General features: G+C 44.9%; 18 protein-coding genes and 2 pseudogenes. 10 read left to right on the top strand and 10 right to left on the bottom strand.

Features of this window, described 5'->3' with window-relative positions:
- Positions 1–35 precede the first annotated feature (35 nt).
- Entirely contained in the window at positions 36–821 is a 786-nt protein-coding gene (locus GVY04_07100; GenBank protein ID NBD15906.1) for a pilus assembly protein PilO, read from the top strand.
- 44 nt (positions 822–865) lie between these two features.
- Entirely contained in the window at positions 866–3,223 is a 2,358-nt protein-coding gene (locus tag GVY04_07095; GenBank protein NBD15905.1) for an AMIN domain-containing protein, read from the top strand.
- Between the two features lie 217 nt (positions 3,224–3,440).
- Here GVY04_07095 and GVY04_07090 read toward each other — a convergent pair whose 3' ends face one another.
- Both GVY04_07090 and cbiQ read right to left on the bottom strand, forming a co-directional pair.
- Complete coding sequence (locus GVY04_07090) at positions 3,441–4,223, bottom strand: ATP-binding cassette domain-containing protein (protein ID NBD15904.1); 783 nt, start codon at positions 4,221–4,223, stop codon at positions 3,441–3,443.
- A gap of 5 nt (positions 4,224–4,228) precedes the next feature.
- Positions 4,229–5,008 carry a cobalt ECF transporter T component CbiQ gene (gene cbiQ, locus GVY04_07085; GenBank protein NBD15903.1) on the bottom strand — a complete coding sequence of 260 codons (780 nt, stop codon included), beginning with the start codon at positions 5,006–5,008 and terminating at the stop codon, positions 4,229–4,231.
- Between the two features lie 166 nt (positions 5,009–5,174).
- Here cbiQ and GVY04_07080 point away from each other — a divergent pair, with 166 nt between their 5' ends.
- The 4 genes and pseudogenes from GVY04_07080 to GVY04_07065 all read left to right on the top strand — a co-directional run bounded on the left by GVY04_07080 (position 5,175) and on the right by GVY04_07065 (position 10,503).
- Positions 5,175–6,803 carry an NADH-quinone oxidoreductase subunit M gene (locus tag GVY04_07080; protein NBD15902.1) on the top strand — a complete coding sequence of 543 codons (1,629 nt, stop codon included), beginning with the start codon at positions 5,175–5,177 and terminating at the stop codon, positions 6,801–6,803.
- 104 nt (positions 6,804–6,907) lie between these two features.
- Positions 6,908–7,000, top strand: a pseudogene (locus GVY04_07075) (hypothetical protein).
- 179 nt (positions 7,001–7,179) lie between these two features.
- Positions 7,180–7,332 (top strand): chlorophyll A-B binding protein, encoded by a 153-nt coding sequence (locus GVY04_07070; GenBank protein NBD15901.1) that lies wholly within the window; start codon positions 7,180–7,182, stop codon positions 7,330–7,332.
- A gap of 435 nt (positions 7,333–7,767) precedes the next feature.
- Positions 7,768–10,503, top strand: coding sequence for an HAD-IC family P-type ATPase (locus GVY04_07065; GenBank protein NBD15900.1), 2,736 nt, complete (start codon positions 7,768–7,770; stop codon positions 10,501–10,503).
- Positions 10,504–10,533: 30 nt separating this feature from the next.
- On the opposite strand, the gene GVY04_07060 is transcribed toward GVY04_07065, so the two are convergent.
- The 3 genes from GVY04_07060 to GVY04_07050 form a co-directional block, all read right to left on the bottom strand.
- Positions 10,534–11,097, bottom strand: a complete 564-nt coding sequence (locus GVY04_07060; protein NBD15899.1) for a Uma2 family endonuclease — start codon at positions 11,095–11,097, stop codon at positions 10,534–10,536.
- A 189-nt stretch (positions 11,098–11,286) separates the two neighbouring features.
- Positions 11,287–12,342: a hypothetical protein gene (locus GVY04_07055; GenBank protein ID NBD15898.1), complete on the bottom strand. Its 1,056-nt coding sequence runs from the start codon at positions 12,340–12,342 to the stop codon at positions 11,287–11,289.
- Positions 12,339–13,310, bottom strand: coding sequence for a GTP-binding protein (locus GVY04_07050; protein ID NBD15897.1), 972 nt, complete (start codon positions 13,308–13,310; stop codon positions 12,339–12,341). Before GVY04_07050 ends, GVY04_07055 begins: the two co-directional genes overlap by 4 nt.
- A 340-nt stretch (positions 13,311–13,650) precedes the next feature.
- On the opposite strand from GVY04_07050, the gene GVY04_07045 reads away from it, so the two are divergent.
- The gene (locus GVY04_07045; GenBank protein NBD15896.1) at positions 13,651–14,610 is read left to right on the top strand and encodes a Red carotenoid-binding protein; all 960 of its coding nucleotides are present in this window, start codon (positions 13,651–13,653) and stop codon (positions 14,608–14,610) included.
- Between the two features lie 138 nt (positions 14,611–14,748).
- Positions 14,749–15,075 (top strand): hypothetical protein, encoded by a 327-nt coding sequence (locus GVY04_07040; GenBank protein ID NBD15895.1) that lies wholly within the window; start codon positions 14,749–14,751, stop codon positions 15,073–15,075.
- A gap of 134 nt (positions 15,076–15,209) precedes the next feature.
- Here the strand turns inward: GVY04_07040 and GVY04_07035 are convergent, their stop codons facing one another.
- Positions 15,210–15,380 (bottom strand): metallothionein, encoded by a 171-nt coding sequence (locus GVY04_07035; GenBank protein NBD15894.1) that lies wholly within the window; start codon positions 15,378–15,380, stop codon positions 15,210–15,212.
- Between the two features lie 133 nt (positions 15,381–15,513).
- On the opposite strand from GVY04_07035, the gene GVY04_07030 reads away from it, so the two are divergent.
- Positions 15,514–15,891 (top strand): metalloregulator ArsR/SmtB family transcription factor, encoded by a 378-nt coding sequence (locus tag GVY04_07030; protein ID NBD15893.1) that lies wholly within the window; start codon positions 15,514–15,516, stop codon positions 15,889–15,891.
- A gap of 211 nt (positions 15,892–16,102) precedes the next feature.
- Here the strand turns inward: GVY04_07030 and GVY04_07025 are convergent.
- Positions 16,103–16,420, bottom strand: a pseudogene (locus GVY04_07025) (group II intron reverse transcriptase/maturase).
- 131 nt (positions 16,421–16,551) lie between these two features.
- Here GVY04_07025 and GVY04_07020 point away from each other — a divergent pair.
- Positions 16,552–17,175: a methyltransferase domain-containing protein gene (locus tag GVY04_07020; GenBank protein NBD15892.1), complete on the top strand. Its 624-nt coding sequence runs from the start codon at positions 16,552–16,554 to the stop codon at positions 17,173–17,175.
- A 16-nt stretch (positions 17,176–17,191) separates the two neighbouring features.
- Here the strand turns inward: GVY04_07020 and GVY04_07015 are convergent, their stop codons facing one another.
- Genes GVY04_07015 through GVY04_07005 form a run of 3 tightly spaced genes read right to left on the bottom strand, consistent with a single transcriptional unit; the run spans position 17,192 to position 19,640 of the window.
- The gene (locus GVY04_07015) at positions 17,192–17,485 is read right to left on the bottom strand and encodes a HigA family addiction module antidote protein (protein ID NBD15891.1); all 294 of its coding nucleotides are present in this window, start codon (positions 17,483–17,485) and stop codon (positions 17,192–17,194) included.
- 11 nt (positions 17,486–17,496) lie between these two features.
- A complete protein-coding gene (locus tag GVY04_07010) occupies positions 17,497–17,784 on the bottom strand; it encodes a plasmid maintenance system killer protein (GenBank protein ID NBD15890.1) in 288 nt (95 codons plus the stop codon).
- Between the two features lie 29 nt (positions 17,785–17,813).
- Positions 17,814–19,640, bottom strand: coding sequence for an ATP-binding cassette domain-containing protein (locus GVY04_07005; protein NBD15889.1), 1,827 nt, complete (start codon positions 19,638–19,640; stop codon positions 17,814–17,816).
- Positions 19,641–19,747 lie beyond the last annotated feature (107 nt).

The raw sequence follows: 19,747 nt of genomic DNA, 5'->3' as shown, positions 1-19,747 counted from the left end.
AAAAATAAAACACAAAAATCTAACGGATAAAAGCGATGACATTTAGTGATGAACTAACACCAGAAGAGCAGCTAGAAGAAGAAGCTGCCTATCCGGAAGCATTTGGAATTACCTTTACTCCTCAAGTCAGTGGAATTGCTGTTGCTGTGGCAGGACTTGGCGTCGCTGGTTACTTATGGCTAAATTATCTGCAACCTTCCCGACAAGAATACCGTGAACTGGTTAATCAAAGAGATCAAATTGAGAGTCAAATTGAAAACCAACCGGCTTTGGAAGGGGAAATTCAACGCTTAGAAGAACAAATTCAGACCGTCCGTTTCCAACAAGATGAAGTCTTAAATCTTTTGTCCAGTGAAGATAGTTTGGATACCCTATTGTTCGACCTAGAACAGACGGTTCAACAGACAAATAGTGAAACAATAACAGCAGAAGCAAATGAGTTTCAATTAGAAAGTTTTCAACCTTTAATGGCTAACCCAGAAATCATCAATGATGGTTCTTTTGGGGCAGCAGTTAATGGTAAAATTCAGCGCAAAACCTATAGTCTAGAAGTTGTCGGAACATTTGCACAAACGCGATCGCTGATTAGAAGTATTGAACGGTTGCAACCTTTATTATTGGTTAACAACTTTAATACCCAAATTACTGAAGAAGTCCAAGGAACGTTTTCTTTAGAAGAAAACCGCTTTATTCCAACGTCTAATCCTAACCTCCGTTCAACTTTCGAGCTAGAAGCTATTCTACCGGTTAGCCGGGAAAAATTAAGAGCAATAGAACAGGAAGCAGCAGCACCACAAGAGGAGGAAAATAATGAAGAGTAAATGAACTGAAATTAAGAGTCTTTAAAAGTAATCAATAATGAGTAATGAGGAGTGAGGAAAACGTGAAATATTATTCGCAGCAAATTGGTATTTTATTAGGGACAACTGCCATGTTGGTGGCATCGCCTTTGGCAGGCATTGCTTCAGCACAAATTGAAGACGTGCAATCGCAAGCTACCGAGCAAGGTTTTACTTTAAAGTTCAGTGCTGATAGTTCTAAACGCCCACAGATTTTTACAATTAAGCGCGATAACGTCATTGTTGTCGATTTAACCGATACGCAGCTCGATCTGGGTGATAGCAATAGTATGCAGGAAAGCAATCCTTTTCCTGGTGTGGAATCGTTAAGTATTGCTCAAAATGATAATAATAGTGTACGGGTAATCGTTCGTGGCACGAATGATGCCCCCAATGCGGAGATTCAGTCTGTTGCTGACGGAGAAGTAACCCTAAGTTTCAGCGTAGAAGGGGGAGGCGGCACAGCAGAAACCGCTCAGGAATCACCACCATCAGAACAAACCTTCTCAGCAGAGCCAGAAGCAAGCCCGGATACCTCTTCGCCTGAAGGACAGGGAGAAGCAGAGGTCATGTTCCCCGATCCTGAGCTGACAGTAGATGGTCAACCGGTCAATGGTCAAAGCCCACCGCCTTCACCAGGCTTACAACCAACACGACCCCGAGCCATTGCGCCACCCGTAGGGGATATTGCCGTTTCAACGGTTGATTCGTCACCCGATATGGTTGATTTAGGCACGAATACCCGAGTGCCTCGCTTGGTGTTACGAGAAGCGCCAGTGCGAGAAGTATTATCTTTATTAGCGCGATCGGCTAATGTTAACTTGGTTTTTGCGGATCAAGGCGGTGGTGAAGATGAGGAAAATCCTGCTGAACAAACCATTTCGGTGGATTTAGAAGATGAACCAGTACAAGCTGCCTTTAATTCGATTCTGCAGTTATCAGGGCTAGAGGCGAATCGAAGGGGCAATACGATTTTCGTGGGTAAGCAATTGCCGCAGCAAGTACGTCAACTGATGACCCGAACTTTACGTTTAAACCAAGTCAGTGTTGATGCGGCTTCTGGGTTTCTAGCGACACAGGGGGCAGAAGTACAACAGGTTGTAACCCCTGTAGAACGAGAATTTAACCAAGAGACCGGGGCTCTAATTCGAGAAACTGAGCAACCCTCTGAATTAAGACCGTTAACAGTGAATCAGCCTGGAGAAGCTCGCGGTGCTTTGCTGCTGCGGGGAATCTCTGTTTCTACCGATGAGCGTCTCAATGCAGTTACCCTGGTTGGAGAACCTCGTAAAATTGCAACAGCAGTTGACTTACTCAAGCAGTTAGATGCCCGTCGTCGTCAAGTTGCGGTCAATGTGAAAATCATTGATGTCAATCTCAACAATACGGATGAGTTTAGCTCTAGCTTCTCTTTTGGCATTAATGACAGCTTTTTCGTTAGTGATGGTGGTGCAGCTGCAGCAAATTTTGGCGGGACTGTTCCTCCCACTCGGGCTAGTACAACTATCCCAGGACAACCCACTCCTTCAGTCATTCCAACTCCAATTCCAGATGGAGCAGAAGCAGCGCCATTTTTTGATAATCAGCCTAATGCCCCCTTTAATGCGACACCAGCTCGTCCTAACTTTGGCACTGAGAATAATCCTTTTCTGCCCGGAATATCTGAGATTGACGTTCAGGATGATGGAACAGTAGAAAGAGAGTTTTCTATTCCAGGCTTATTTCAGTTTCCCAGCCGCTTCCTTGCTTTACTAGAAGCACAAGTAACGAGCGGTAACGCAAAAATTCTCACTGATCCAACTCTGTTAATTAAAGAAGGACAAACCGCAGGGGTAAACCTAACCCAAGAAGTAGTTGGCAATATTATCCGAGAAACTGAAAGTAGTGATGGACTCACAACTACGACCACAACGGCTGAAATTGAGGAAGCAGGATTAACTCTTAATATTGATGTGCAACGTATTGATGATAATGGTTTTATTACCTTAAATGTCAATCCAACTGTAACTTCCATCAGTGGAACCCAGAACCTGAATATTGGTGGTGATGATAATATTATTGCGCTGCTTAATAAACGAGAGCTGAATTCCGGGGAAATTCGCTTACGAGATGGTCAGACTCTTGTCCTAGCAGGGATTATTCAAGACGAAGATCGAACGAGTATAACCAAGGTTCCTATCTTAGGCGATCTTCCCATTATTGGCTCTCTCTTTAGAAGTACCACACGAGACAATATTCGTCGAGAAGTTATTGTATTACTAACGCCTAACGTTTTGGATGAATCCTTAGCAGCCAGTGGCTATGGTAGCAATTATCAACTCAGTCCCAGCGCCAGAGAAATGCTACAACAACGAGGTTATCCCATTCCACAACAAGGACGCTAGACCAAGATAAAAATTCTTTTAATTTACTCCTGTAGGGATATGCACATGCACAGTCGTTTATCCCTACTTTTTGATCACGAGTGAAACTGCAGAAACATTAGCTATTCCTCAATTCTGAAACAGCTAGTAGGCGATCACTTTTGTCTCAAGGAAGGAGTGTGCTGATCTTGTCTCCCCTCAACCCATCATTTCCAAGTTGACAGACTACTAAAATCAATCATTCCTGGTGTGCGCCTGGGGGATGATGGAATAGGGAGTGAGGTTTTTCCAGTCCATTGCTTTCCATGAGGCGTTGGTTGCCCATAACCCGATGGGGGTCGCCATCGGCGATAATTTGTCCTTCATTGAGCAGGAGAACGCGATCGCAGACTTCTAATATTAACTCGAGATCGTGGGAAGAAATAATAATCGTTTGTTCAGAGATTTCCAGAAAATCGATTAAGCGGCGACGAGAGGATAAGTCTAAGTTCGCACTAGGTTCATCGTATAAAATTAACTGGGGGTGCATCGCCAAAACCGTTGCAATAGCAACCATACACTTCTGTCCGCCGGATAAGTGGTGGGGCACCCGTTGAGCAAGAGAATAGGTCCGGGTGATACTCAAGGCTTCTTCTACCCGCTGTTTCACTTCAGCAGGAGACAGTTGTAAATTTTCCGGACCAAACGCCACATCTTCCCAAACGGTGGGACAAAACAGTTGGTCATCGGGGTTTTGAAAGACTAAACCAATATTCGGATTAAATTCTCCGGCGTGAATGGGTTCACCAAAGACATAGATTTCCCCAGCCGTGGGTTTGAGAATACCACAAGTCGAGAGAAAGAAGGTGGTTTTCCCAGCGCCGTTGGGACCAATTAAGCCCACCCGTTCCCCCGGTTCAATTTTAAAGTTAAGCTGGTCTAAAACCGCTGGTTGGTCAGGATAAGAAAATTCTAAGTTGTGAATGGCAAGCGCACTGTCTTCGGAAGTGCGAAGGCGAGGTAATTCAGTCAGTTGTTTCATAAAAATTAAGATAATATTTCTGCGATAATTAAGCTCAGCGCGATCGCGCAAGTAAACCAAAACCAAAACTGCATTGGTGCAGTCGCTTCTTTCAACGCAATGCCGAAACCAGTGGGTTGGCGATTTAATCCATAGCGATAACCCCGCAAGATCATGGCATGGTATACCTGTTGCGATTGTTCATAACTGCGGACTAACAAACTTCCCATCAAAGAGGCTAAACGAGTTGTATTGCGCTTACTCAAGCGATGCGCCTCAAACCCACGGAGTTTCATCGCTCGCTGCATGGTGGTTAAGGTTTCGCCAAAGGATTCTAAATAGCGATAAGACAATAACGTCATATCGACAATGACGGTGGGTAAACCCAGCGATCGCATTGCTTTTATACTGCTTAAAAATGGCGCGGTTCCAAATAAAATTAAGCTAATCGTAAGAATACACACAAAACGAGTCACAATCAGCAGCACCGACAATAATCCTTCTTGTCGAATGGCAATTCCTCCCCATTCCCAAAGTACCGTTTCCCCAGAAACTAAGGGTAAGACAAATACAACCACTGCAATGAAAATCCCGGGATATTGGAGTCGTGACAAAAGAAACCGCAGGGGAAGCTGAGATAAACCGAACAAAATCGCTGTAATGGCAATCATGACCGGGAGTAAGGCCAAGGTTTCGACAAAAGCAAAGGCAAAAATGAGCCCTCCCAAGGCAATCAACTTTAACTGTTGATGCCAGCGATGAAGGGGGGAATCCAAATGAGCATACTGATCAAGGGCAAGTTTCATTGCAAATCCAAAAACTCCATTTCTAGACTAATCCAAGGGCAACACTGAAGAAGTTAACCGCAACAATTAGATTTTTCTATGTCTTTTTTCGCCATATAGCTTTTCAAAATTTAACATCTCTTCATATAATGAAAGATGTAGTCATAAGTATTTATTCTTATCTGTAATGATCGAGTCTCAAATTCCCTGGCTGAGCGCCATTATCCTCTTTCCTCTCCTCGCTGCGAGCGTTATTCCTTTCCTCCCCAACGAAAATGGAAAAACTCTCCGCTGGTTTACTTTGAGCGCGAGCTTGATCAATCTTATTGTTACTGTATATGCTTTCGGGCGTTATTTTGACCTCGACAATAGCCGGTTCCAACTGCAAGAAAGTTATCCTTGGTTGCCTGAACTTGGCTTAAACTGGTCTTTAGCCGTCGATGGTTTATCCATGCCTTTAATTGTTCTCTCCGGTTTAATTACCACCCTTGCTGTGGTAGCCGCATGGAATGTCACTTATAAATCACGATTATTTTATGCTCTTATTCTTGTTCTCTATAGCGCCCAAATTGGCGTCTTTGCTGCGCAAGATTTACTTTTATTCTTCTTAATGTGGGAACTAGAATTAGTTCCGGTTTATCTCTTAATTTCCATCTGGGGCGGCAAAAATCGCGGTTATGCCGCCACTAAATTTATTCTCTACACGGCTGCGGGTTCGATTTTCATCCTTGTTGCCGGTTTAGGCTTAGCGTTTTACGGCAACAACGTCACTTTCGACATGATGGAACTGGGAATGAAAAATGTTCCCTTTGCCCTAGAAATGCTGGCTTATGTGGGCTTCTTAATTGCCTTTGGTGTGAAACTCCCGATTTTTCCGCTACATACTTGGCTTCCCGATGCGCACAGTGAAGCCTCTGCACCGATTTCCATGATTTTAGCGGGTGTTTTACTCAAAATGGGCGGCTACGGGCTGATTCGGATGAACGTGGAAATGCTGCCTGACGCTCACGTCTATTTTGCCCCTGTTTTAGCGGTTCTCGGTGTTGTCAATATTGTTTACGGTGCCTTAACAGCATTTAGTCAAACCAACCTCAAACGTCGTCTAGCTTATTCTTCCATTTCCCACATGGGCTTTGTCTTACTGGGAATTGCGTCTTACACTGAGTTGGGCTTAAACGGCGCAGTTTTACAAATGGTATCTCACGGCTTAATTGCTGCGGCCCTGTTCTTCCTCTCGGGTGCAACCTACGAACGGACGCACACTCTTGTCATGGATAAAATGGGTGGTATGGGACAACAAATGCCCAAAATCTTTGCCCTGTTCACCGTTGCTGCAATGGCATCTTTAGCCCTTCCCGGAATGAGTGGGTTTGTCAGTGAGTTAACTGTTTTCCTCGGTATTGCCACTAGCGATGCTTACAGCAGCATTTTCAAAACGGCAATGGTCTTCCTCGCTGCCGTAGGCTTAATTCTCACCCCGATTTACCTCCTTTCCATGCTGCGTCAAGTCTTCTATGGCGAATCTAACTCTGGCATTGTCATTGAAAAATATCTCGGTGACGCCAAACCTCGGGAAATCTTTATTACTGCTTGCTTACTCCTTCCTATCATCGGTATTGGTTTATATCCCAAATTAGCAACGAGTACCTATGATGTGAAAACTGTAGAAGTGGCGCTGAAAGCCCGAGAAGCAGTCACCCCTGTGATTGCAGAACGCGGCAATACCTTCCGCGCGAGTCTCAATCCCTTCTATTCTCCTGGGTTTGTTGCACCGCGTCTTCCTCAAAGCACTTCTCAAGCCATGTTAGAACAATAAGATTATCAAATCTGAACTGAATTGAATTGAAAACTTCTTTCGGGGCGATCGCGCGATACTCGCAAAACGAGTCGGCACAGCCATCGCCCCGAAATTTATTTATAATTGCTGATGCAATTGAGGGATTACTCCAACCGCAAGGGGTTGCCGTTGTGGTCGAAGCAACCCATCTGTGTTGCATCTATTTTGATCGCTGATTAACCTGGCTGTAAGGAGTCTGGGTTTCAAAAATCCCAATTTAAATGCGTGTCAGCTGATCTTTCACCGTTAATCATTTAATCGTTCTCCTCCCATTGGATGATTGCTCTTTTGACAACCTTTGTTTACAATTATTTACATATTACAGTGAACTACATTCTTAAATCATTCAGAGGTCATCATGGAAGAAAATCGTAACGACTTTAAATTTGGTTTCAACACCTCCGCAGAAAATTGGAACGGTCGCTTAGCCATGATCGGCTTTATATCTGCCATTCTTATTGAACTGCTTAGTGGTCAAGGTGTCCTTCACTTTTGGGGACTTCTGTAAATTTTATTTTCGTTAGTGGAGGACGGCATAAATCACTCCTCTGCTCCTCTCTCACTCTCAAATTAAGTTATTAACCTGTTATACTGAAAAGCTGGGTAAATCCATACTTACCCAGCTTTTGCCTATCTGCCAGGTTGCAAACAAATTTACCGTAAAGTCCTACCCGTTGGTTTGGGGTACCTTGGTTATCCATTAGTTAGCCTTCTGTAAGGGATGTGCGTTTCTAAATGCTTGCCCGAAGACCAATCTTGATTTTTGGTCGGGTCTCTATTCAGTCGTAATGATTCAAAATAGCGCTTGCCACTTATCTGAGCGACGAGTTATTAGGAAAGGTTATCCGTACTCTGCCGTGAGACGGCGGCTGGAGCGAGGAGCGAAGCGACGCAGTGAAGATCTGCGGATAACCGTTGGTCAATTTAGAACTAGGAAAATGTGATGAATGTTGAATTGCGTTCTTACCATGCACATGCTGACCATGAAGTCATAGAAAGTTTAGGCAGCCGTGCCAAAGAGGGTTTAACCCCTGAGGAAGTTGCTCGTCGCTATGAACAGTATGGCTGGAATGAATTGCAGTTTCAGCCTGGAAAACCGGCGTGGCTCCGGTTCCTCCTGCAATTTAATCAGCCTCTCCTCTATATTTTGCTCTTGGCTGGGGCGGTGAAAGCATTTTTAGGATCGTGGACCAATGCCGGGGTAATCTGGGGCGTGACTCTAATCAATGCGATTATTGGCTATGTGCAAGAAGCAAAGGCAGAAGGCGCGATCGCGGCTCTAGCAAACGCTGTCACCACTGAAACCACGGTTTTGCGAGAAGGACAACCCCTGCGAATTCCCTCACGAGATCTGGTACCGGGGGATATAGTCATGTTGACATCAGGGGATAAAGTGCCGGCGGATTTGCGGTTGCTACAGGTACGCAACTTACAGGTGGATGAATCTGCCCTGACGGGGGAATCAGTTCCTGTTGAAAAATCTGTCCAGGTGCTGACTGTGGATACCCCACTGGCTGAACGGTGCAACATGGCTTATGCAGGCAGTTTTATCACCTTCGGACAGGGACAGGGCATCGTGGTCGCCACTGCCAACGCTACTGAAATGGGGCAGATTTCGCGATCAATGGAAAAGCGCGTCAGCCTCAGCACACCGCTAACTCGGAAGTTTGAGAAATTTAGTCGTACCCTGCTCTATGTGATTTTAATTCTGGCAGCTTTCACCTTTGTGGTGGGGTTGGGGCAGGGAGGCTCCTGGATTAATATGTTTGAGGCAGCAGTTGCCCTGGCCGTCAGTGCGATTCCCGAAGGCTTACCGGCGGTGGTAACGATTACTCTCGCGATCGGGGTGAACCGGATGGCGAAACGCCATGCCATCATTCGCAAATTGCCGGCAGTAGAGGCTTTGGGCAGTGCGACGGTGGTTTGTTCGGATAAAACGGGGACGTTGACGGAAAATCAGATGACCGTTCAGGCGATTTACGCAGGGGAGCAACACTATCGCGTCAGTGGTGGGGGCTACAGTCCAAAAGGCGATCTTACCCACGTTAGCAACGGCAATGAAATCGTGATGGATGCAGTTGATCTGCCACCGGCGTTAGCTCAATGTTTAATCGCCGGTATTCTCTGCAACGACTCCCAGCTCAAAAAAACGGGGACAGATTGGGTAGTGGTAGGCGACCCAACCGAAGGCGCCTTGATTGCGGTCGGGGAAAAAGCAGAGTTGAGTCAAGCTAAACTCACGAGTGCAACCCCGCGCATGGATGCCATTCCCTTTGAGTCTGAGTATCAGTACATGGCAACGCTGCATGATGCTCAACCGCGAATGATTTACGTGAAGGGTTCGGTAGAGGCGATCCTGTCTCGGTGTATCCAGATGCTTAATGCTCAGGGACAGTCAATCGCGCTTGATGCTGTTCAGATTAAACAGGAAGTCGATGCCATGGCAGGGCAAGGATTACGGGTGCTTGCCTTTGCTCAAAAAACGGCAGCAGCTCATCAGCACGCGATCGACCATGAGGACATTGCCTCCGATCTGGTGTTTCTGGGACTACAGGGCATGATTGATCCGCCCCGTCCCGAGGCGATCGCGGCAGTTCATGCCTGTCAGTCAGCAGGGATTCAAGTCAAGATGATCACCGGCGACCACATTGCCACAGCCCGGGCGATCGCGCAACGAATGGGAATTCAAACGCCTGCCGGGGTTGTCGCCTTGACCGGGCAACAGTTAGCTCAAATGAGTGAGTCGGAGCTGCACAATGCTGCCATTGAGGGGTCTGTCTTTGCTAGGGTTGCGCCAGCCCAAAAACTGCAACTGGTGGAAGCCCTCCAGTCCAAAGGCAATATCGTTGCCATGACGGGGGATGGGGTCAACGATGCCCCAGCACTGAAGCAGGCGGATATTGGCATTGCCATGGGCAAAGGCGGGACGGAAGTTGCCCGTGAATCTGCTGCGATGCTGTTGACGGATGATAATTTTGCCTCCATCGAAGCTGCGGTGGAAGAAGGACGCACGGTTTACCAGAATTTGCGTAAGGCGATCGCGTTTCTCCTGCCGGTAAATGGCGGGGAATCGATGACGATTTTGATTAGTGCCTTGCTGGCGCGGGCGTTGCCGATTTTATCTCTGCAAGTCCTCTGGCTGAATATGATCAACTCCATTACGATGACGGTTCCCCTTGCCTTTGAACCCAAATCTCGGGGGTTAATGCAACAACCACCCCGTAACCCGAATGAACCCCTCCTCACCCCAAAACTATTCCGTCGCATTCTGGTAGTATCAGTTTTTAATTGGATTCTGATTTTCGGATTGTTTGAATGGGCGCGGACCTCCACAGGGGATATTGCGGTGGCACGAACCATGGCGATTCAAGCCCTAGTTGCAGCCCGCATTGTTTATTTGATCAGTATCAGTCAGTTAGGGACAAACATTGGGCAATATTTGCGCGGTCAGGGGAGCGCGATCGCTAATGCCCCAATTCTGCTTTTGGGAATTGCCGGTGCCATCATTTTGCAAGTGCTGTTTAGTCAGTGGAGTGTGATGAACATCCTGTTTGAAACCGCACCCCTGACCTGGAAGCAATGGCTGATTTGTCTGTTGCCGATGCTGCCAATGATTCCAATCGCACTATTGGCAAATTGGATTGATCCACCCCAAGCCAATGCCACAGAAAATCGTTAGTTGCTATCCCGAGGAGGCGATTGAAAAATTCTATAACTTTAACCAACTAAATATCTCGCCGATACTTAAACGCAAATTCCCCACTAAATCAGGAACGGGTAAAATCTCTTCTGGCTCTGCCAGCAGTTGGGGTTGTTGCCCTTGAGGGAAAACAAGGATGGATCGCGCTTTGGGATCAATCAGCCAACCCATTTCAGTGCCATGATTCAGGCAGTGTAAAATGATTCCCGTTACTTTAGTTGAACTTTGGTCTGGAGAAAGGATTTCAACGATCCAATCTGGCGGAAGAGGAAAGACATTGGCAATATCCCCACTCTCATCAACGGGAATGCGTTCCCAAGCAAAGACGGTCACATCAGCGACAACAGAACTTCCGCCAAAGGTACAGCGCAACTCGGGAAAAGCGTGAGCAATGCGCTGTTTTTTGACAACTGCATTAATTATATTTACCAACTCACATTGAAGAATACTATGCTTTCCTTGGGGCATAGGCTTTTGAATAATCTGTCCGTTAATATATTCGCTGGCTGGCTTGGTTTCCGGTTGTTTCAGAAACTCCTCTAAGGTAATTGTTTTCTCTGGAACTTGTACCATAGCCGATATCCCCATTAATTAATAAAATTTTAAGAATCGCGCCTTCCTACAGCTAAAAGCTGCAAAAGATGACTCCAACCGGATGTAGTTTGAGTTTTGCACCTAAGCCGAAGGAAAATTGCACTGAAGAGCAGCTACCGCGAACCCTAGGCTCAAATTCATCTATTTGAACCAGCTTTAACGCTTAAATTACCCAAACCCACGTCCGCTTTTGGTTTGCGACCAAAGCCAAACTTCTCCCGCTTCGCTGCCAGCAACCAGATGATGACCTTGCGGATGCCAACTCAGACTAGAAAATCCCGCTAAGGTTGGGTTAAACGATTGTAGCAACTTCTGACCGCGATGCCAAAAGTGAAGCCAGCCATCTTTCCCCACTGAGGCAAGTCTCAGACTTTGGGGATGAAACGCCAGAGCAGCTACTTGTTCTTCATGACTCACCGCTTCACTACTCCAGCCAATGCGTTGATTTTGACTCCGTTCCCAAACCACAATATCATTGCCACTACTGGCAGCTAACAGAGGCGCACCGGCACGATTGGGAAAAGAAGACCAAGCTAGTTGACGGACTTTACCCGTAAAGCCCTGCATCAGCCAAGGATTGGGATTTCCCCATTCCGTAACCAACAAGGTTTGATCAAGATTGCCACAAGCCAGATAACGAGCGTCAGGAGACCATTTCACGGCAATACTAGCAGAAGGAACTTCAATCAATTCGGGGTCATCATCCCAGTCTTGAGTATTCCAAACTTGTGTCGCCTGATATCCTCCCACTGCTAGCCATAATCCATCCCTGCGCCAGTCTAAATCTAGCACCGATGAGGCTTCAAAATTCAGAGTCGTGATAATTTCTTGAGTCATTGCATCCCAAACTTGGATATACTTTCCCAAGCTGAAGGCAAGGTGATGATTCACTGGATTCCACACTAAACAATCAATCCACGTAGAAGGATAATCTAGGGTGGCTATTACTTGAGGAGAATCAGAAGACACCTCCCAGATTTTTACTTGTCCTAATTGTCCAGCACTGGCTAGAAATTGACCATCACTAGAGAAAGCCAGACAAGCAACCGCATAATCATTGGCGGATTGCAGGAAAACGGGAACAAAGGAATCTAAATTGAAAAGGGCAACTTCTCCAGAAGCAGAACTGACGGCAAAGTCTCCAGTTGGCGACCACGCGATCGCGCTAATATAATCCGATAAACGACTCTCTCCTGTAGCCTGAAATGCGATACGACTTCTCATTTTTTAATTAAACAGTTTCGGAATCCAGCTTTGAGTTCAGCTTCATCTAAATTACGTCCAATGAAAACCAGTTCATTTTTACGGGTTTCATGGGGAAGCCAAGGACGATCTGCTTTACCATCAAACAACATATGCACCCCTTGAAAAACAATACGATTGTCCTCTCCTTGAATGTTGAGAATACCTTTCATCCGAAAAATATCGGGTCCTTGATTACGAAGAAGTTCACCGACCCACTGGTCTAGTTTATCGCCATCGAGAAGTCCTCTCTCATCAATCACCACTGATTTAACCGTCTCATCATGTTCGTGCGCGTCTTCCCCCAAGAAATCAGGATCCACTTCTAAAGCGCGATCGAGATTAAACGCCTGTACCCCCAAGATACGATCCATTTCCACTTGTGCATCCTGCGTGCGATAAATCTTTGCCATGACATTCATCCCTCGAATGCGCCCTTCTAAATCTTTCAATTCCGTTGGACTCACTAAATCCGTTTTATTCAGTAAAATTACATCCGCAAAGGCAATTTGTTCTTGGGCTTCTTCCGCATCCCAATGCTGATGGATATGTTTAGCATCGATCAGTGTAATCACCGCATCTAAATTGGTTTGCGCGCGGACATCTTCATCCATGAAAAAAGTTTGAATCACTGGGGCTGGATCGGCAATGCCTGTGGTTTCAATAACCAGATGATCAAATTTATCCCGCCGTTTCATCAAATTCCCAATCATCCGAATCAGATCACCACGCACCGTACAGCAAATGCAGCCATTGTTCATCTCAAAGATTTCTTCATCGGTATTAACCACCAACTGGTTATCAATGCCAACCTCTCCAAATTCATTAACAACGACGGCAACTTTTTTGCCATGTTCATGGGTGAGAATCCGATTCAGTAGAGTCGTTTTACCAGCACCGAGATAGCCCGTTAAAACGGTAACAGGGACAGAATTTTGAGCGGTAATCATCAGTTCATCCTTATATCAATATGATAATCATTATCATTTTAGCAAGACCCTCTTGTAAAGGAATTTAACAAAAAATTAAAAATCTTACGTTTTTGGGAACGCGATCTCGCCGAGCTCAATTAGGCATTTACTCCAACTCCTAACTGAATCAGTGTTTATTTTGCCCTAGGGGGGTTAGGGATTTCTTTCACCAAACTTTTAGCTGATCGTCGTCAAGGAAATAGGACTGGTAGCAAGTGCTACAGTTAAATCAATTGATTGATTCAATTTAATAGATATCAATCTATTTCTATTTCAAAAGCTATCGTTTCTCAATCACGATTTGTAGGAGTGCCAATCCATGCCCTTTTCCATTGAATCAGCCCGCAATATTTTTCCAGAAACAGCCGCCGCTGATGCTGTTCCAGCCACGATTGCGCGCTTTAATCAACTCAGCGCTGAAGACCAACTTGCCTTAATCTGGTTTGCTTACAAAGAAATGGGGAAAGGTATCACCATTGCCGCCCCTGGCGCAGCTAATATGCAATTTGCCGAGCCCACTTTGCAAAAAATTCGCCAGATGACTTTTCCCGAACAAACGCAAGTCATGTGTGACCTAGTGAACCGAGCCGATACAGAAATCAGCCGTACCTATGGCACTTGGAGCCCTAATATTAAACTCGGCTTTTGGTATCAACTGGGAGTCTGGATGGAACAAGGTCTCGTTGCTCCCATTCCCGATAACTATAAACTATCAGCAAATGCTTCGGCCGTTTTACAAACCATTCGCACCTTAGAAAGCGGACAGCAAATTACAGTATTGCGGAATGCTGTTGTTGATATGGGGGTTGACCCGATGAATTTAGGGAACGTCAAGCGAGTGACTGAACCCGTAGAGCCTCCTCAAGATATGTCGCAACGGGAACAAGTGAAGATTGAAGGCGTTAGCAACCCGACGATATTCAGCTATATGAATAACCTCAATGCCAATGACTTTGATGCTCTCATTGAACTCTTTGAGGAAGATGGGGGATTACAGCCTCCTTTTCGACGCCCGATCGTTGGTAAAGATAAAATTTATCAATTCTTCCGCGAAGAGTGCCAAAATCTGAAGTTGTTGCCTGAGCGCGGTGTGTCAGAACCCGCAGAAGATGGTTACACTCAAATCAAGGTAACGGGTAAAGTACAAACGCCTTGGTTCGGTGCTGGCGTGGGCATGAATATTGCGTGGCGCTTCTTACTCAATGACCAAAACAAAATTTTCTTTGTTGCTATTGATTTACTCGCCTCTCCTAAAGAACTGATGAATCTTGCCAACTAGGTTTTAACTTCGTTATGACTTCAGGGAAAGGGAAACAGCCAAATTCCTTTTCCCTTTTTTAATAGATTAGAACCCTTTATGAGAATTGTGCTAAGATATATTGCGAAAATTAATAAACTTGATAATCAAACATAAATAATGCAAGTAACTGACAAGCAATGGTCTTCTCAGGAAGAGAAAATTGCACAAGAAGCGTTTAATAAAGCATACAAACGGGAAATCGCTGCTTTGATTCAAGAGGTAGAGCAACAAGCCAAACAGGTGGAAGTAGTAGAAGATCTATGGCATCTACACGATCTTTTAAGTGCAAAACGTCACGAAATTGATGGAAAGTATCACTATGACCCTTCAACCCTTCTTTTCATCTTGGCTGAATTGGTGCAGGGAGGATGGTTGAAATTACAGGAGTTGGAGGGGTTGGAACAGAATAAGGTTTCTAAAATTAAAGCCCTAACTCTCATGTAGTATGAAATCCAAAAGAGAATGCTATTATGACAGGTTTCTCAGTTAATTCCTAGCCAGAATGATAATCATTATTATTCTAAAATTCCAACCCCCAAAGAGACTACCTCAGGGGTTTTCTTGAATCACCTTAGATTCTAGCGATGACAATCACACCCCGTGTGACCACATCCAGAACCGTTGGGGTGACCATTCGCGCAAGCCTCACTACAATAGAAGTGACCATCTTTCTCAATCGCAGTATCTGTTTTCACGATACAAACGCAAGATTCACAAGCACACTTCATCTGATCGACAGTAACTGTCATAATTTCAACCCTCTCTGTTATTACGTGAATATCTGTTCAGATATAAATATAATAACTGAACAACGGTTCACCTGTTATAAACCTGTTATAAAATTTTGCTTAAGCAATCTTCCAAAGCTAACTCTTGAAATTTATGAATGCTCAAACCCAATCATCCGCAACGCCTTCGTGTGAAATTACTCATTCTCTACAAACTGAGGAACTTAGCGCTTATATCGAGGAAGTCCTCCCCGTGGAAAAATCACAACGGATGGCAGAGTTTTTTAGTTTTTTGGGTGATCCCAATCGGCTACGGATTTTGTCTCTACTGGCGAAACAGGAACTGTGTGTCTGTGATTTAGCAGAAAGTTTAGGGATGAGTGAGTCGGCGGTTTCTCACCAACTACGAAATCTCCGTGCCATGCGTCTTGTGGGCTACCAAAAGCGAGGACGTAAAGTGTTTTATCACTTGGCAGATCACCACATCCTAGAGTTATATCAAGCGGTGGCTGAGCATTTGGATGAAAAATGATAACGTTTGATGACTAGCCTAGCTGCGCGATCGCGCTGGCGAAAAACTATGTGTACTTGCTATGATTTGGACATGAGTGTATGCATACCACAGAACAGGCTCTTGCCTGTGTCAGAGTGTGTCAGATGCTCTCAAATGGCTATCAACTGATTTTTCTGTTTCGGTACAATCAGAACACCAGCGTCGTGTTTATCCTTGCTGGTGTAACGGCTCAAGCCTTACTTCCAGCCAGTTTCTTGGATTTTGAGCTATGTAGCTGTTTATGGCACACTTTGTGCAAGTGGACTAAATTCTCAGGGTCATCTGAGCCACCTTCTTTCACAGATATTATATGGTGGGTTTCGATTTCTTCTTCGTTATAGAGGCTGTCACCACAGACAGGACATCGATGATTTTGCATTTTAGCTAATTGTTCGTATTTAGAGCCTTTTGCCCATTTGTGTTTTCCTATCTTGAGGCTTCTTTTGTGCCAATAGTCCCGAAGTGAGGGGTCATCAGGGCTTGCGTCACCCTTTACTTTCACGTGCCTGTTGACACTCCCCCGCGCTTTAGCCGGGGGAGTGTCAAGCCTGAGAAGGAGTGTTGTACAAATATAGGTAGACGTTAGCCGTTCGGGAGTCAGGTTTGATCGAGAAGAGTTAGAAAGAAGGAGATGAGCTTGTGGCGACAATCCTACGCAAATGGAGTTACCAATATCAATGGTTATATGACGCGATCGCGCGACTGTCTGCTTTATCAGTCGGCGGAGAAGCCCGCTTCCGAGAACTGGCGCTACAAGGACTTTCTTTCGACGCGCATTCCCAAATTTTAGACTTATGCTGTGGGGCAGGGCAAACCACCCAATTTCTGCTGCAATATTCTCATCATGTCACCGGCTTAGATGCCTCGCCGCTGGCGTTAGAACGGGCAAAAAAACGTGCCCCTGAAGCCAATTATGTGGAGGGATTAGCCGAAGCACTCCCCTTCGCCACTGCTAGTTTTGATATAGTCCAAACCAGTGTCGCGTTACATGAAATGAAACCGGAACAACTCACCCAGATTTTAGAGGCAGTCTATCGCGTTTTAAAACCTGAGGGAACTTTTGCGTGCATCGACTTGCATCAACCCCACAATCCCATTTTTGTGCCGGGATTAGCTGCATTTATGACTTTATTTGAAACGGAAACCGCTTGGCAGTTTGTCAAACTGAATTTACCGGAAAAATTGAGCGCGATCGGCTTTAAAGATTGCCAGCAAACCCTTTACGCTGGAGGTAGTTTACAAGTTGTGCAAGCTAAAAAATAAGCCAGTAACGTAATTGTTAAGATGAATGCTGAGAATGCTTTGGTATCGATTCAAGAGTTGAACCGAGAGCCAGTCGTGCTTGATCCAGTTCATAGGTTTTTTGCAAGTTCATCCAGAGTTCTGCGGTTGTGTTGAAATATTGTCCCAGTCTTAATGCTAAATCAGCCGTTAGATTACTCTCCCCCCTGATTAGTTGCGTAATATAATCTGCTGGTACGTTAATTTGATTTGCCAAGTCAGTGGCACTCAAGTTTAAAACGTCCAGTTCATCAGCAAGAATTTCTCCGGGATGAATGGGTGTACGAGCCATAGTACTTTCCTCTAAGGATGATAATCAACAATTTCTACTTTTTCCGGACCATCCGCATCTTGAGACCACTCAAAGCAAATTCGCCACTGGCTATTAACCCTAATGCTATATTGTCTTGCGCGATCGCCTTTGAGAGCTTCTAAGCGGTTACTGCGTAACTGTCTCAGATCGTCTAAACTCATCGCTGCTTCTAGAATACGCAATCGTTTTTCAGCTTGGCGACGAAAACTCTCAAATTGCGGAACTCTTTCACCATTGGCAAAACGTTCGGTTCTGGAATCAGCATAGCTTTGGATCATAACGGGTTAAGCACATCAACTATTTTTGCTTACCTTTGACCCATCATTTGTAACTGATACAAACTGGAATACATTCCCCCTTCTGCAATCAATTCATCATGGGTTCCCGACTCAACGAGTTCGCCCTGTTTTAACACCAAAATCCGATCCACATCGCGAATAGTTGAAAGACGGTGGGCAATAATAATGGCAGTGCGTTCTTCTAACAAATGACTTAAGGCATCTTGCACTAACGCCTCTGTTCCCACATCTAAACTGGCAGTTGCTTCATCGAGTACCAGAACCCGGGGATCGCGAATCGCAACCCGTGCAAAAGCAAGCAATTGTTTTTGTCCGCCCGATAAGTTATTGCCTCTTTCTCTTAAGGGTGTATCGTACCCTTGGGGAAGTTGTTCAATAAAGCGATTCACATTGGTCATTGCTGCTGCTTGTTTAACCGTCTCAAAAGAATAACGTTCACCCAGCGTAATGTTATCTTTTACATCACCGGCAAAGAGAAAATTCTCTTGCAAAATGACCCCAATATGCCGACGTAAGTCTTTTTGCGGCAAGTCTCTAATATCAATTCCATCCACTAAAATGCGACCGGAAGTGGGTTCATAGAGACGACACAATAACCGAATAATTGAACTTTTTCCTGCGCCTGTGGGACCGACTAACGCCACTTTTTCGCCGGGTTTAATGAGAAAGTCTAAGTTTTTTAGCACGGGTTCATCTTTTTTATAGGCGAAGGAAACATTCTCAAACCGAATTTCTCCTTTCACACCTTCTGCGGTACTGACGGCTGATAAGTCCTTTTGTTGTTGTCTTTCTGGATCGCGAATTTCAATGGGTTCACTTAATAATTCAGTGATGCGTTCAACCCCAGTGAATCCGGTTTGGAGAAGAGTAAATTTCTCCGCAAACTGTCTCAAAGGCTCAAATAAACGTTGCGCATATAAAATAAAAGCCGATAGCGTACCAAAGTTTAAACTATCCCCTAAAATTAGGATTCCCCCTAATGCTAAAACGCCCGCGATCGCGATCAGTGCAATCCATTCTAACGTAGCGGAAACTGCCGATTCATAAAAAATCGTTTGTTTAATTTCTTTTAAATAACGCTGATTAATCTTCCGAAACAGATCATTATTGAAATTTTCTCGTCGGAATAACTGGACAATATTAATCCCAACAACATTTTCTTGTAACATTGAGTTGAGACTCGATAATTCTTCTCGGGAACGATAGTTCGCGTTACGATACTTCCTCTGAAAATAAATAATTAACCCAGTAACGGGAAAGAACATTAAAATCAGTAATGTTGCTAACTGCCACTGCAGGGTAAAAATCGTAATTGTAATGACAATAATATAAACAATATCACTAATAATTCCCACCGCGCCGGTTGAGAAAACATCTCCTAATGCTTCGACATCGCTCGTCAGACGAGTCACTAAACGCCCGACAGGGGTGCGGTCGAAAAAATTAGCTGCCAGAGAGGTGACATGATTAAATAAATCATTGCGAATATTAGCCGTGATTTCTTGCCCTACACGCTGCACTAAATAGCCCTGCAAAGCATTAAAAATGAGCCGGATGACAATTGTTAGTAATAAAAGCCCCGTGAGAATATTTAAACCTTGACTGAAAGACATTCCGTCCAAAAATGACCAGGTTTTTTCATCTTTTAAAAAAGAGATTGCTTGTCCAATAATTAAGGGTTGAACTGCACCTGCAATTGATAAGGGAATGAGTAAGCTTAAAGACGTAATGAGGAGGGGTTTATTGCGAGTCGCATAGGGGGCAAGACGGAGTAGCAGTCGCCAGTCATTTTCTTGGGGGCGGGTATTCTGTTTAACAGAAGGAGATGCGGTCATATTGTTTTTGCAGTTGTCAGTCCTTTCTTACGATAACACTGGCTATTTGAGGGTGATTTCGTTCTCTGGTTCAGTTTTAAAGGGGAAAAAGGAAAGTTACTCCCTTT

It is taken from the genome of Cyanobacteria bacterium GSL.Bin1 (assembly GCA_009909085.1).
GTDB lineage: Bacteria > Cyanobacteriota > Cyanobacteriia > Cyanobacteriales > Rubidibacteraceae > Halothece.
Note: the sequence above shows the minus strand (reverse complement) of the source record. Positions and strands in the feature narration are given on the sequence as shown.